Raw genomic sequence first — 13,390 nt, forward strand, 5'->3', positions numbered from 1 at the left:
CCCTGAAGTCAGTCGGCCAAGGCCAACAGATCAGGCGCTTTTCTTGTGCTCGCCCCGGATCACGATCCAGGACTTCAACTTCGAAATCGGCTTCGATTCCTCGATCCAAACCATGTCGCCCGGCTTGAACTCGTTGTTCTCGTCGTGCGCGTGGTAGTTCTTCGAACGGCGGATCGTCTTCTTGTAGATCGGGTGCGTGAAGCGGCGATCGACGCGCACCACGACGGTCTTGGCAGTCTTGTCGCTGACGACCACGCCTTGCAAAGTACGTTTCGGCATATCCGTTAGCCCCTTACTTCTTCTTCGCGCGCGCTTGCGCGGCGACGGTCTTGATCCGGGCGATGTCACGACGGGCCTCGCGCAGGCGCGAGGTGTTCTCGAGCTGCCCGGTGGCACGCTGGAAGCGCAGGTTGAAGCGCTCCTTCTTCAGGTTCAGGACGGCGTCGTCCTGCTGGTCGGGGCTCATCGCGCGGATGTCTTCGATCTTCATCTGGGCCATGGCCATTACTCCGCAATGCGCTCGACGAAGCGCGTCTTGATCGGCAGCTTGGCGGCCGCCAGCGTCAGCGCCTCACGCGCCGTCTGGGTGTTGACGCCGTCGATCTCGAACAGCACCCTGCCCGGCTTGACACGCGCGACCCACAGTTCCGGCGCACCCTTGCCGGAGCCCATGCGGACTTCGGCGGGCTTCTTCGACACCGGAACGTCGGGGAACACGCGGATCCAGACCCGACCGGCACGCTTCATGTGGCGGGTCAGCGCGCGGCGGGCGGCTTCAATCTGACGCGCGGTGACGCGCTCAGGCTCGGTCGCCTTCAGGCCGAACTGGCCGAACGCCAACGTCGCGCCCGAAGTCGCAACGCCGTGAATGCGGCCCTTATGCGCCTTCCGGAACTTCGTTTTCTTAGGTTGCATCATGGCTTCAAGCCCTCAAATTCTCTGTGCTGGCGTCAGGCCGCAGCGTGGTCACGGCGCTGACGGCCGCCACGATCACCACCGCCGCCCGTCTCGCCTTCGGCCATTCTCTTGTCCTGGGCCATCGGATCGTGCTCGAGGATCTCGCCCTTGAAGATCCAGACCTTGACGCCGCAGGTGCCGAAGGTCGTGAACGCGGTCGCAACGCCGTAGTCGATGTCGGCACGCAGCGTGTGCAGCGGCACGCGACCTTCGCGGTACCACTCCATGCGCGCGATTTCCGCGCCGCCCAGACGACCCGAGCAGTTGATGCGGATGCCCTCAGCGCCGAGACGCATCGCCGACTGAACGGCGCGCTTCATGGCGCGGCGGAACGCCACGCGGCGCTCGAGCTGCTGCGCGATCGACTCGGCCACCAGCGTCGCATCGAGCTCCGGCTTGCGGATTTCGACGATGTTGATGACGACATCGGACGAGGTGATGTCCGCGACCTTCTTGCGAAGCTTGTCGATGTCGGCGCCCTTCTTGCCGATCACCACGCCCGGACGGGCCGAGTGAATGGTGACGCGGCACTTCTTGTGCGGACGCTCGATCACAATGCGGGCGACGGCCGCCTGCTTGAGCTCCTTGTGCAGGATCTCGCGGATCTTGACGTCCTCGTGCAGCAGCTTGCCGTATTCCTGCTTGCCGGCGAACCAGCGGGAATCCCAGGTCCGGTTGATGCCGAGACGCAGACCGATCGGATTGATCTTTTGACCCATCGTTTTCTCCTGCGACCCTTAAGCCGCTGCTGCTTCGGCTTCGACCTGACGAACAATGATCGTCAGCTGCGAAAATGGTTTGTAGACACGGCCCGAGCGGCCACGGCCGCGGGCTGCAAAGCGCTTCATCACGAGGCCGTTGCCGACGAAGGCCTGCGCCACGACGAGATCGTCGACGTCGAGGTCGTGGTTATTCTCGGCATTGGCGATAGCCGATTCCAGGCACTTCTTCACGTCAACCGCGATCCGCTTGCGCGAAAACTGCAGGTCGGCGAGCGCAGCGGAAGCCTTCCGGCCGCGAATGAGCTGGGCGACCAGGTTGAGCTTCTGCGGGCTCACCCGCAGCATCCGGGCGACCGCCTTGGCCTCGTTCTCGGCGAGGCTCCGTTCGCGCTTAGGTTTGCTCATCGTTTAATCCTCAAGCCTTCTTGGCTTTCTTGTCGCCCGAGTGGCCATGGAAGGTCCGGGTCGGCGAAAACTCACCAAACTTGTGACCGACCATTTCCTCGTTGACGGCCACCGGCACGTGCTTCTGGCCGTTGTAGACGCCGAAGGTCAGGCCGACGAACTGCGGCAGGATCGTCGAGCGACGGCTCCAGATCTTGATGACGTCGTGACGGCCGGACGCGCGCGCGGCATCTGCCTTCTTGAGCAGAGAACCCTCGACGAACGGGCCTTTCCAGACTGAACGAACCATGTCCGGCGTTCCTTACTTCTTCCGCTTGTGGCGGCTTAGGAGAATGAATTTGTTGGTCGACTTGTTGCTGCGGGTCTTCTTGCCCTTGGTCGGCTTGCCCCACGGGGTGACCGGGTGGCGGCCGCCCGAGGTACGACCTTCACCGCCGCCGTGCGGATGGTCGATCGGGTTCATCGACACGCCGCGGTTATGCGGCTTGCGGCCCAACCAACGGTTGCGGCCGGCCTTGCCGATCGAGGTGTTCATGTGATCCGGGTTCGACACCGCGCCGATCGTGCCGCGGCAACGGCCGTGCACGAGACGCTGCTCGCCCGAGTTCAGGCGGATGATGACGTAATCCTGGTCGCGGCCGACGAGCTGGGCGTAGGTGCCGGCGGAACGGGCGAGCTGGCCGCCCTTGCCGATCTTGACCTCGATGTTGTGGATGATCGTCCCGACCGGCATGTTGCCGAGCGGCATGACGTTGCCCGGCTTCACGTCGACATAGTTGCCGGCCACCACGGAATCGCCGACCGCCAGGCGCTGCGGCGCCAGGATATAGGCCTGGGTGCCGTCTTCGTACTTGACCAGCGCGATGAACGCGGTGCGGTTCGGATCGTATTCCAGCCGCTCGACGGTCGCGGGCGCGTCGACCTTGTCGCGCTTGAAGTCGACGATGCGCAGCGTCTGCTTGTGACCGCCGCCACGGAAGCGCACGGTGATGCGACCGGTGTTGTTGCGACCGCCCGAGGAGTGCTTGCCTTCGGTAAGTGCCTTGACCGGCTTGCCCTTGTAGAGGGCTGAACGATCGACCATGACCAGCTGGCGCTGGCCCGGTGTCGTGGGATTGAATTTCTTCAGTGCCATCGTCGTGCGACCTTACAGACCGGTGGTCACGTCGATCCGATGACCCTCTTCGAGGGTCACGATCGCGCGCTTGGTGTTCGACTGCGAGCCGAGATTGCCGCGGAAGACCTTGGTCTTGCCCTTGCGGACCAGCGTGTTGACGCTCTTGACCTTGACGTCAAACAGCTTCTCGATCGCTTCCTTGATCTGCGGCTTGGTCGCCTTGGCGGCCACCTTGAACAGGACCTTGTTGTGCTCGGACGCCAGCGTCGCCTTTTCGGTGACGACCGGGGCGACGATCACGTCGTAATGGCGAGCCTCGATGTTCTTCGTCATTTGAAGCGCGCCTCCAGCGCATCGATGGCGGCCTTGGTCAGAACAAGCTTCTGACGGCGCAGGATGTCATAGACGTTGATGCCCTGGATCGGCAGCACGTCCATGTTCGGAATGTTGCGGGCCGCAGCGGCAAAGCCGTTGTTGAGCTCGGCGCCGTCGATGATCAGCGCGTTGGTGAGGCCCAGACCCGAGAAGTGACCGAGCAGCGCCTTGGTCTTGGCGGCTTCCAGCGCGGCCTTGTCGATCACGAGGAGATCGCCGTCCTTGGCCTTGGCCGAGAGCGCATGCTTGAGGGCGAGCGCACGGACCTTCTTCGGCAGGTCGGTGGCATGCGAACGCACCACCGGACCGAAGGCACGACCGCCGCCGCGGAACTGCGGCACGCGGGCCGAGCCGTGACGAGCACCGCCGGTGCCCTTCTGCTTGTACATCTTCTTGCCGGTGCGCCAGATCTCGGCGCGGCCCTTGGCCTTGTGGGTACCGGCCTGGCGCTTGTTGAGCTGCCACTGCACGCAACGCGCAATGATGTCCTGGCGCGGCTCGAGGCCGAAAATGGCGTCGGAGAGCTGGACGGAGCCCGCTTCCTTGCCCTCGAGGGTGGTGACCTTCAATTCCATCTCACGCACCCTCTTGCTGGGCCGAGGCTTCCGCTTCGCCGCCCGCAACCTTGAACTTGCCAGGCTTCGGAGCTTCCTTCGGCAACGGCTTCTTGACGGCGTCGCGCACGCGGATCCAGCCGCCCTTGGAGCCGGGAACGGCGCCTTCGACGAGGATCAAGCCACGCTCGACGTCGAGCTGAACGACCCGGAGGTTGAGCGTGGTGATGCGGTCGACACCCATGTGGCCGGGCATCTTCTTGTTCTTCCAGGTCTTGCCGGGGTCCTGACGACCGCCGGTCGAACCGATCGAGCGATGCGAAACCGACACGCCGTGGGTGGCGCGCAGACCGCCGAAGTTCCAGCGCTTCATGCCGCCGGCAAAACCCTTACCGACCGAGGTGCCGGTAACATCGACGAACTGGCCGACGACGAAGTGGTCGGCGAGGATCTCGGCTCCAACCGGGATCATGGCATCCGCGGAGACGCGGAACTCCTCGACCTGACGCTTCGGCTCGACCTTGGCGACCGCGAACTGGCCGCGCTCTGCCTTGGGCAGATACACGGTCTTGCGGCTACCCGACCCGAGCTGGAGGGCGACGTAGCCGTTCTTCTCTTCAGTGCGGTGGGCTACGACTTGGCAATTGCCGAGCTTCAGCACGGTCACGGGGATATGTTCGCCGGTCTCTGTAAAGACCCGCGTCATCCCGACCTTTTGTGCGATCACTCCGGAGCGCATCGGCGTGCTTCCTGTTCTTTCTGTCCGCAAGTGGCGAACGTGATCCAAAAATCTTAGAGCTTGATCTCGACGTCGACACCGGCGGCCAGGTCGAGCTTCATCAAAGCATCGACGGTCTGCGGGGTCGGATCGACGATGTCGAGCAGGCGCTTGTGGGTGCGCATCTCGAACTGTTCACGGCTCTTCTTGTCGACGTGGGGCGAACGGTTGACGGTGAACTTCTCGATGCGGGTGGGCAGCGGAATGGGTCCGCGGACCTGCGCACCGGTGCGCTTCGCCGTGTTCACGATCTCGCGGGTCGACGTATCGAGGATACGATGGTCGAACGCCTTGAGACGGATACGAATATTTTGGCCGTTCATTGCCGTGTCTTTCTTGGGTGAGTGGCGAGTAGCGAATAGCAGGTGGTTCTGGCCCACTCGCTACTCGCCATTCCCTATTCGCTTGCTTACTCGATGATCGAAGCGACGACGCCGGCGCCGACGGTGCGGCCACCTTCGCGGATCGCGAAGCGGAGCTTCTCCTCCATCGCGATCGGCACGATCAGGTGCACTTCCATCGCGATGTTGTCGCCCGGCATCACCATCTCGGTACCTTCCGGCAGATGCACGACACCGGTCACGTCGGTGGTGCGGAAGTAGAACTGCGGACGGTAGTTGGTGAAGAACGGGGTGTGGCGACCGCCCTCTTCCTTGGTGAGGATGTAAGCCTCGGCCTTGAACTTGGTGTGCGGCTTGACCGAACCCGGCTTGCACAGCACCTGGCCGCGCTCGACGTCTTCGCGCTTGGTGCCGCGGAGCAGCGCACCGATGTTGTCGCCGGCCTGGCCCTGGTCGAGCAGCTTGCGGAACATTTCGACGCCGGTGACGGTGGTCTTCTGGGTCGCACGGAGACCGACGATCTCGATTTCCTCGCCGACCTTGACGATGCCGCGCTCGACACGGCCGGTCACGACGGTGCCGCGGCCCGAGATCGAGAACACGTCTTCAACCGGCATCAGGAACGGCTGGTCGATCGGACGCTCCGGCTGCGGGATGTACTCGTCGACGCTCTTCATCAGCTCGAGGATGGCTTCGTGGCCAAGCTTCTTGTCGGAGTCTTCGAGAGCGGCGAGCGCCGAACCCTTGATGATCGGGATCTTGTCGCCCGGGAAGTCGTACTTCGAGAGCAGCTCGCGGACTTCGAGCTCGACGAGCTCGAGCAGTTCCGGATCGTCGACCATGTCGCACTTGTTCAGGAACACGACGAGTGCGGGCACGCCGACCTGGCGGGCGAGCAGGATGTGCTCGCGGGTCTGCGGCATCGGGCCGTCAGCAGCCGACACGACCAGGATCGCGCCGTCCATCTGCGCGGCGCCGGTGATCATGTTCTTCACGTAGTCGGCGTGGCCGGGGCAGTCGACGTGGGCGTAGTGGCGGTTCTTGGTCTCATACTCGACGTGCGCGGTCGAGATGGTGATGCCGCGCGCCTTCTCTTCCGGCGCCTTGTCGATCTGGTCGTACGCGGTGAACGTTGCGCCGCCGGCTTCGGCGAGAACCTTGGTGATCGCCGCGGTCAGCGACGTCTTGCCATGGTCGACGTGACCGATGGTGCCGATGTTGCAGTGCGGCTTGTTACGTTCAAACTTTGCTTTGGCCATTTGACTCTCCGTTCAATCGTCAGCTCTGGACCGACGACAATCAGGCAAACTTCTTCTGGACTTCTGCCGACACGTTGGCCGGCGCTTCTGCGTAGTGGTCGAACTGCATGGTGAAGGTCGCGCGACCCTGGCTCATCGAGCGCAGGTTATTCACGTAACCGAACATGTTCATGAGCGGCACCATCGCGTTGATGACGTTGGCGTTGCCGCGCATGTCCTGCCCCTGGATCTGACCGCGCCGGGAATTCAGATCGCCGATGACCGAGCCGGTGTAGTCTTCCGGGGTCACCACCTCGACCTTCATGATCGGCTCGAGCAGGACGGACTTGCCCTTCTGCAGCGCTTCGCGGAACGCCGCGCGCGATGCGATTTCGAAGGCGAGCGCCGACGAGTCGACGTCGTGATACTTGCCGTCGACGAGCTGAACCTTGACGTCGACCACGGGGAAGCCCGCGACCACGCCGGAGCCCATCACGCTGTTGAGGCCCTTTTCGACGCCGGGGATGTATTCCTTCGGAACCGCGCCGCCGACGATCTTGGACTCGAACTCGTAGCCCTTGCCGGGCTCGTTCGGCTCGACCACGATCGACACTTCCGCGAACTGACCGGTACCGCCGGTCTGCTTCTTGTGGGTGTACTTGACCTCGGCCTTCTTGGTCACGCGCTCACGGAACGCCACCTGCGGCGCGCCGATGTTGGCGTCGACCTTGTAGGTGCGACGGAGGATGTCGACCTTGATGTCGAGGTGAAGTTCGCCCATGCCCTTGAGGATGGTCTGGCCGGACTCCTGATCGGTCGACACGCGGAAGGACGGATCCTCCGCAGCGAGCTTCGCCAGCGCCACGCCTAGCTTTTCCTGGTCGGCCTTGGACTTCGGCTCGATCGCGATCTCGATGACCGGCTCGGGGAATTCCATCTTTTCCAGGATCACCTGCTTGTCGGGATCGCACAGCGTGTCACCGGTGCGCGCTTCCTTCAGGCCGGCCAGCGCGACGATGTCGCCGGCATAGGCTTCCTTGATGTCCTCGCGGTTGTTCGCATGCATCAGCAGCATGCGCCCGATGCGCTCCTTCTTCTCGCGGGTCGAGTTCACGACGCCGGTGCCGCTCTGGAGAACGCCGGAATAGATGCGGCAGAAGGTGATGGTGCCGACGAACGGGTCGTCCATGATCTTGAACGCGAGCAGCGCGAGCGGCTCCTTGTCGTCCGCCCTACGCACGACCTCGTTGCCGCGATCGTCGGTGCCCTTGATCGCAGGCACGTCGATCGGCGACGGCAGATAGTCGACGACGGCGTCGAGCAGCGGCTGCACGCCCTTGTTCTTGAAGGCCGAGCCGCACAGCACGGGATAAAACGCGCCGGTCAGCACCGCCTTGCGGATCAGCCGCTTCAGCGTCGCTTCGTCCGGCTCGTTGCCGTCGAGGAAAGCGGCGAGCGCATCGTCGTCGAGCTCGACGGCGGCTTCCACCATCTTCTCGCGGTATTCCTTGGCCTGGTCGACGAGATCTTCCGGAATGTCGACATAGTCGAACTTCGCGCCGAGCGACTCGTCGTTCCAGACGATGCCCTTCATCTTCACGAGGTCGACGAGACCCTTGAAGTTGTTCTCGGCACCGATCGGAAGCTGGATCGCGATCGGCTTGGCACCGAGGCGGTCAACGATGTCGGCCAGGCACTTGAAGAAGTCGGCGCCGGTCTTGTCCATCTTGTTGGCGAAGACGATGCGCGGAACCTTGTACTTGTCGCCCTGGCGCCAGACGGTCTCGGTCTGGGGCTCAACGCCCTGGTTCGAGTCGAGCACGCAGACGGCGCCGTCGAGCACGCGTAGCGAACGCTCGACCTCAATGGTGAAGTCGACGTGGCCGGGGGTGTCGATGATGTTCAGACGCTTTCCGGCCCAGAACGCGGTGGTCGCAGCCGAGGTGATCGTGATGCCACGCTCCTGCTCCTGCTCCATCCAGTCCATCGTCGCGGCACCTTCGTGCACTTCGCCGATCTTGTGGCTCTTGCCGGTGTAATAGAGGATGCGCTCGGTCGTCGTGGTCTTGCCGGCGTCAATATGCGCCATGATACCGAAGTTACGGTAGTCCTCGATGGCATGTAGGCGGGGCATGGGTCGTTCCTTGCGAGTCCGAGTGTGTCGCCGTTACCAGCGATAGTGCGAGAAGGCGCGGTTGGCTTCCGCCATCCGGTGCACGTCTTCGCGCTTCTTGACGGCGTTCCCGCGGTTGTTCGATGCGTCCAGAAGCTCCGCCGAGAGCCGCTCGGTCATCGTCTTTTCGTTGCGCTCGCGCGCAGCCGAGATCAGCCAGCGAATGCCCAGCGCCTGACGGCGCACCGAGCGAACCTCGACCGGAACCTGATAGGTCGCACCACCGACGCGGCGGGAGCGCACTTCGATCGTCGGCATGACGTTCTCGAGTGCCTGCTCGAACACGCCGAGCGGGTTCTGCTTGGTCTTGGATTCGATGAGACCGAACGCACCGTAGACGATGCCTTCGGCGACCGACTTCTTGCCGGCGTACATCACCGAGTTCATGAACTTCGTGACGATGATGTTCCCGAACTTCGGATCGGGAAGAACTTCGCGCTTTTCCGCTGAGTGGCGACGAGACATTGAGGTGGTTCCCGCTTACTTCGGACGCTTGGCGCCGTACTTCGAACGACGCTGCTTACGGTTCTTGACGCCCTGGGTATCCAGAACGCCGCGGAGGATGTGGTAGCGCACGCCGGGCAAATCCTTGACGCGACCGCCGCGGATCATGACCACCGAGTGCTCCTGGAGGTTATGACCCTCACCCGGGATGTAGCCGATCACCTCGAAGCCGTTGGTCAGGCGCACCTTGGCGACCTTACGAAGCGCCGAGTTCGGCTTCTTCGGGGTCGTGGTGTAGACGCGGGTGCAAACACCACGCTTCTGCGGCGACTGCTGCAGCGCCGGCACCTTCTTGCGCGACTTCTGCACTTCACGCGGTTGAGCGATCAGCTGGTTGATCGTCGGCATCCTGGCCTTACCCTTTGTTATCGCGGCCCCTTGCGGGCCCGCTGTCTTGCCGCGGCCCGTTGCCGGGACCGCAAATTCTTTCGAGCTACCCGCCCGACGAGGCCCGCCTCGCACGGAACAATCCGCACAAAGCGAAATTGCGCCAACCGCTCCATCACTGAGCGGAAAGCGTTTCGACGCACAGAGGACCGCAGTCTTCGGGCCAGTCGGCGAAAACGCCGCAGCCCGCGCACCGAGGTCATGCATCCGAGTTCGATCTCAAGAGAACGTGCTCAAGAGACCTAAATTCGCCTGGCATTGCCTAGCTATAAGCGACAGCGTTTGAGCGGCATTCGTCGAGGTTGGTGCCTGCCAAGCGACCCCAACGGGATCAGGCAGGTGCTCCGTACCGACGCTGGCGATGCTCACCGCCTGTCGTTAAGTGAGGCGCTTTCTATAAGTGAGAATCGATCAAGTCAAGGTGAAATGACCGTCAGAAAGCGCTTATCGCGCCTGTAGAAAAAGCCTGTTCGCCTTCTTCCCCACGCCTCCCCCGATATGGGGTCGAAGTGCCGGTTCCGCCAGCCCGACGGCAAATTATACCCGGGAGAAATATACTTTTATGACCCGCGCTAAGGCTTTTTTTCCTCTTGATGCGTCAATCTGCCCTCTTCGGCAGAGACAAACGCCATGCGGTACACCGACATTACCATCATCGGCGGGGGACTTGCCGGCTCGACCGTCGCCGCGATGCTGGGGCGCGCCGGCATTTCGGCGGTGCTGATCGACCCGCATGAGACCTATCCGGCCGACTTTCGCGTCGAAAAACTCAGCGGTCACGGTCAGGTCGAGCGATTCCAGCGGACGGGAATCGCCGACTCAGTGCTGCGCCAGGCAACCTTCTCCAGCGAGAACTGGATCGCACGGTTCGGGCATCTCCTCGACAAGGCGCCGAGCCGGCAGTTCAACATCCTTTACGATTCCCTGGTCAACGCGATTCGCGACGAGATTCCCGAAACCGTCGAGCGAATCTGGACCAAAGCGGTGTCGGTCGAGACCAGCCCGGAACGGCAGAGAATCTCGCTCGCCAATGCCGAGACGATCTCAGCCCGCCTGGTCGTGCTCGCCAACGGCCTGAATGTCGGCCTGCGCCACCAGCTCGGCATCACGCGAAACATCATCAGCGCCTGCCATTCGATCTCGATCGGGTTCGACGTGGTGCCGGCCGGGCGGAATTCGTTCGACTTCCCGGCGCTGACCTATTTCTCGGAGCGGCCGAACGACCGTATCCCCTACATCACGCTGTTTCCGATCGGCACGCGGATGCGTGCCAATCTGTTCGTGTACCGTGGCTTCGACGATCCCTGGCTGCGCGAGCTGCGCCGCGCGCCGGCCGCAACGCTGGACGCCGCCCTGCCGCGGCTCAAGCGCATCACCGGTGCCCTCGACATTCAAGGCGACTTGAAGATCCGCCCGGTCGATCTCTATGTGAACGATGCCAGCCATCAGCCCGGCGTGGTGCTGGTGGGCGATGCCTTCGCCACCTCCTGCCCGGTCGCAGGTACCGGTTGCGACAAGGTGTTCACCGACGTCGAGCGGCTCTGCAACGTCCACATCCCGCAATGGCTGGCGTCCGACGGGATGGATGCGGACAAGATCGCCGCCTTCTACGCCGACCCGGTCAAGCAGGCCTGTGATGAATGGTCGGCGGCGAAAGCCTTCGACTTCCGCTCGGTGTCGATTGCAACGAGCCCGTACTGGACCGCGCAGCGCTGGGCGCGCTTCATGGCGTGGTCGAGCCAGGGACTACTGCGGCGGCTGGGAGGGGCGTTCCATCTGGAGCCGAACTTCCTCGGTCATTCCTCCTCGTCGTCCTCGTCCTCATCATCCTCGTCGAGGTCGTCATCGTCGCTGTCGTCGTCGGCTTGAGCCGCCGCGCTATGCGGCTGATGGGTCTGGTCATTCCACAGCTTGCGGTAGGTGCCGTTCCTGGCGAGCAGCTCGGCATGGGAACCGCGCTCGATCGCCCTGCCTCCTGAAATCACGATGATCTCGTCCATCTCGACCACCGAGGAGAGGCGGTGAGTCGACCAGATCATGGTGCGGCCCTTGGCGACCTTCAGCAATGTGCGGTTGATTGCGGCCTCCGTGGTCTGGTCGAGCGCCGAGGTGGCTTCGTCGAGCAGCAGCACCGAGGGATTGCGGATGATGGCGCGCGCGATCGCGATGCGCTGGCGCTGGCCGCCCGACAGCGTGTCGCCGCGCTCGCCGACCGGGGTCTCGTAGCGCTGCGGCAGGCTCATGATGTAGCGGTGGATCTCGGCCTTCCTGGCGGCGTCCTCCACCTCCTCGTCGGTCGCGCCTTCCTTGCCGAGCCTGATGTTCTCCCGGATCGACATGTTGAACAGCATGTTCTCCTGGAACACCAGGGCCATGCTCCGGCGCAGCGAATTCAGCGTCACCTTGCGCACGTCGACACCGTCGATGGTGACCCGTCCCTCGTCCGGCACGTAAAGCCGCAGGATCAGATTGAGCAGCGTGCTCTTGCCGGACCCGGAAGGACCGACGATGGCGATGCTCTTGCCGACATTGAGCTTGAGGCTGAGATTGTCCAGCACCGGCGTCTGGCCGCCCTCGTACTGGAACGTCACGTGGTCGAAGGTGATGTCGTGGGTGATGCGCGGCAGATCGGGCGCGCCGGGACGATCGGCGCCGCGTGTGGGCTCGTCCAGCAGCTCCTGGATGTGGCGGATCGCGGCGGCCGAGGAGATTGACACCGGGATGAAGTGCATCACATGGGCGATGTTGTAGGAGACCTCCCAGAACGCGCTCTCGAAGGTGACGAAGGTGCCGATGGTGATCTGGCCCTTGGTCGCCAGATACGCGCCGATCGCGAGCACGACGAGGTGCAGCAGCAGCACCGAGATGGTGACGGTCCGTTCCACCATGGTCGACAGGAACGCGGCGGACGCAATCCTGTTGCGGGTCTCGTCGTTGCGGAAGCTGAAGAAGCCGAACATCCTGCGTTGCAGGCTGAAAGCCTTGATCACCGCTTGCGCCGCCACGTTCTCCTGCACCATTCCGAGCAGCGCGCTTTCGTTGAGCTTCTGCTCGTAATTGGCCTGCACCGCTTTCGGGGTGAGCATGCGCGGCCCGATCAGCGTGATCGGGAACACCAGCAGAGCGACCACGGCGAGCTGCCAGTTCAAGAAGAACATCAGGATGATGCCGGCGATCAACTCCAGGAACGGCAGCGCCGCGCTGTTGGCGAAGGTCTTGACCGAGCCCTCGAAGGCAGCCTGGTCGACGGAGAAGCGCGACAGGATCTCGCCGCGCTTGGTGCGGCCGAAATAGGCCGCCGGCAGGTCCTGGACGTGCTCGAACAGGCGCTTGCGGACGTCGGAGATGATGCAGGCGGCCAGCCGCGCGTCCCAGCGCTCGTACCAGACCGCGACGATCGAGGTGAAGATGCCGGCGACCGCGAGCACGCCGAGGATCTTGTACAGCGCCTGGAAATCCTCCTCGCCGAGCGCGTCGTCGATCAGGAACTTCAGACTGAGCGGCATGATGACGTTGAACAGCGTCTCGACCAGAACGCCGAACGCTACATAGCCCAGGATGCGCTTGTAATTGGACAGGAACGGCTTGACGAAGCCCAGGATGGTCGCGAGCGCGCCGGCGGCTTCGCGGGCGGTAAAGACGACGAGGTCCTCGTCATCCTCGTCGTCGAGCCCAAGCTCGTCGTCGTCCTCGTCTTCGTTGTCGTCTTCCAGCTCCGGCTCGTGACCGGTGTCGAGCTTGTCCTCGAGCTCGGCCGCCTCTTGTGCGGCGAGCTTCTGTTTGTCGGGAGAGAGAGGCTTGGACGCCATGAAACCAACCGATGCTGACGGCCGGCATGA

The 13,390-nt window shown here is 63.2% G+C and carries 17 protein-coding genes; 1 reads left to right on the forward strand and 16 read right to left on the reverse strand.

Going from position 1 to position 13,390, the window contains the following annotated elements; all coding sequences use genetic code 11:
* Nucleotides 1–30: 30 nt before the first annotated feature.
* From rpsQ to rpsL, 15 genes are all read right to left on the reverse strand, one after another.
* Nucleotides 31–279, reverse strand: coding sequence for a 30S ribosomal protein S17 (gene rpsQ, locus ABIC09_RS32400; protein WP_027535298.1), 249 nt, complete (start codon nt 277–279; stop codon nt 31–33).
* 13 nt (nt 280–292) lie between these two features.
* Nucleotides 293–499, reverse strand: coding sequence for a 50S ribosomal protein L29 (gene rpmC / locus ABIC09_RS32405; protein ID WP_027535297.1), 207 nt, complete (start codon nt 497–499; stop codon nt 293–295).
* A gap of 5 nt (nt 500–504) precedes the next feature.
* The gene (gene rplP / locus ABIC09_RS32410; RefSeq protein ID WP_148750337.1) at nt 505–918 is read right to left on the reverse strand and encodes a 50S ribosomal protein L16; all 414 of its coding nucleotides are present in this window, start codon (nt 916–918) and stop codon (nt 505–507) included.
* A 32-nt stretch (nt 919–950) separates the two neighbouring features.
* The gene (gene rpsC, locus ABIC09_RS32415; RefSeq protein ID WP_148750336.1) at nt 951–1,676 is read right to left on the reverse strand and encodes a 30S ribosomal protein S3; all 726 of its coding nucleotides are present in this window, start codon (nt 1,674–1,676) and stop codon (nt 951–953) included.
* Between the two features lie 18 nt (nt 1,677–1,694).
* A complete protein-coding gene (rplV, locus tag ABIC09_RS32420) occupies nt 1,695–2,084 on the reverse strand; it encodes a 50S ribosomal protein L22 (RefSeq protein ID WP_057745488.1) in 390 nt (129 codons plus the stop codon).
* Nucleotides 2,085–2,094: 10 nt separating this feature from the next.
* The gene (rpsS, locus tag ABIC09_RS32425) at nt 2,095–2,373 is read right to left on the reverse strand and encodes a 30S ribosomal protein S19 (RefSeq protein ID WP_008136357.1); all 279 of its coding nucleotides are present in this window, start codon (nt 2,371–2,373) and stop codon (nt 2,095–2,097) included.
* Between the two features lie 12 nt (nt 2,374–2,385).
* Nucleotides 2,386–3,219, reverse strand: a complete 834-nt coding sequence (rplB, locus tag ABIC09_RS32430) for a 50S ribosomal protein L2 (RefSeq protein WP_128951222.1) — start codon at nt 3,217–3,219, stop codon at nt 2,386–2,388.
* A 12-nt stretch (nt 3,220–3,231) separates the two neighbouring features.
* On the reverse strand, nt 3,232–3,534 hold the full coding sequence (locus ABIC09_RS32435; RefSeq protein WP_027535292.1) for a 50S ribosomal protein L23: 303 nt from the start codon (nt 3,532–3,534) through the stop codon (nt 3,232–3,234).
* Entirely contained in the window at nt 3,531–4,151 is a 621-nt protein-coding gene (gene rplD / locus ABIC09_RS32440; RefSeq protein ID WP_011088150.1) for a 50S ribosomal protein L4, read from the reverse strand. The genes ABIC09_RS32435 and rplD overlap by 4 nt, the downstream gene beginning before the upstream one ends.
* Before the next feature lies 1 nt (nt 4,152).
* The gene (rplC, locus tag ABIC09_RS32445) at nt 4,153–4,869 is read right to left on the reverse strand and encodes a 50S ribosomal protein L3 (RefSeq protein WP_148750335.1); all 717 of its coding nucleotides are present in this window, start codon (nt 4,867–4,869) and stop codon (nt 4,153–4,155) included.
* A gap of 53 nt (nt 4,870–4,922) precedes the next feature.
* A complete protein-coding gene (gene rpsJ, locus ABIC09_RS32450; protein ID WP_002712302.1) occupies nt 4,923–5,231 on the reverse strand; it encodes a 30S ribosomal protein S10 in 309 nt (102 codons plus the stop codon).
* Between the two features lie 86 nt (nt 5,232–5,317).
* A complete protein-coding gene (tuf, locus tag ABIC09_RS32455) occupies nt 5,318–6,508 on the reverse strand; it encodes an elongation factor Tu (protein WP_148750334.1) in 1,191 nt (396 codons plus the stop codon).
* 40 nt (nt 6,509–6,548) lie between these two features.
* Complete coding sequence (gene fusA, locus ABIC09_RS32460; protein ID WP_354111819.1) at nt 6,549–8,621, reverse strand: elongation factor G; 2,073 nt, start codon at nt 8,619–8,621, stop codon at nt 6,549–6,551.
* Nucleotides 8,622–8,654: 33 nt separating this feature from the next.
* Nucleotides 8,655–9,125, reverse strand: a complete 471-nt coding sequence (rpsG, locus tag ABIC09_RS32465) for a 30S ribosomal protein S7 (protein ID WP_148750332.1) — start codon at nt 9,123–9,125, stop codon at nt 8,655–8,657.
* A 15-nt stretch (nt 9,126–9,140) separates the two neighbouring features.
* Nucleotides 9,141–9,512 carry a 30S ribosomal protein S12 gene (rpsL, locus tag ABIC09_RS32470; RefSeq protein WP_007603006.1) on the reverse strand — a complete coding sequence of 124 codons (372 nt, stop codon included), beginning with the start codon at nt 9,510–9,512 and terminating at the stop codon, nt 9,141–9,143.
* 669 nt (nt 9,513–10,181) lie between these two features.
* Here rpsL and ABIC09_RS32475 point away from each other — a divergent pair.
* A complete protein-coding gene (locus ABIC09_RS32475; protein WP_354111820.1) occupies nt 10,182–11,420 on the forward strand; it encodes an FAD-dependent oxidoreductase in 1,239 nt (412 codons plus the stop codon).
* Here ABIC09_RS32475 and ABIC09_RS32480 read toward each other — a convergent pair.
* The gene (locus tag ABIC09_RS32480; protein ID WP_354111821.1) at nt 11,348–13,360 is read right to left on the reverse strand and encodes an ABC transporter ATP-binding protein; all 2,013 of its coding nucleotides are present in this window, start codon (nt 13,358–13,360) and stop codon (nt 11,348–11,350) included. The two genes, ABIC09_RS32475 and ABIC09_RS32480, sit on opposite strands and share 73 nt — an antisense overlap.
* Nucleotides 13,361–13,390 lie beyond the last annotated feature (30 nt).

Origin of the sequence: Bradyrhizobium sp. S3.12.5 (assembly GCF_040548225.1) — a bacterium.
In the GTDB taxonomy this organism is placed as follows: domain Bacteria; phylum Pseudomonadota; class Alphaproteobacteria; order Rhizobiales; family Xanthobacteraceae; genus Bradyrhizobium; species Bradyrhizobium cytisi.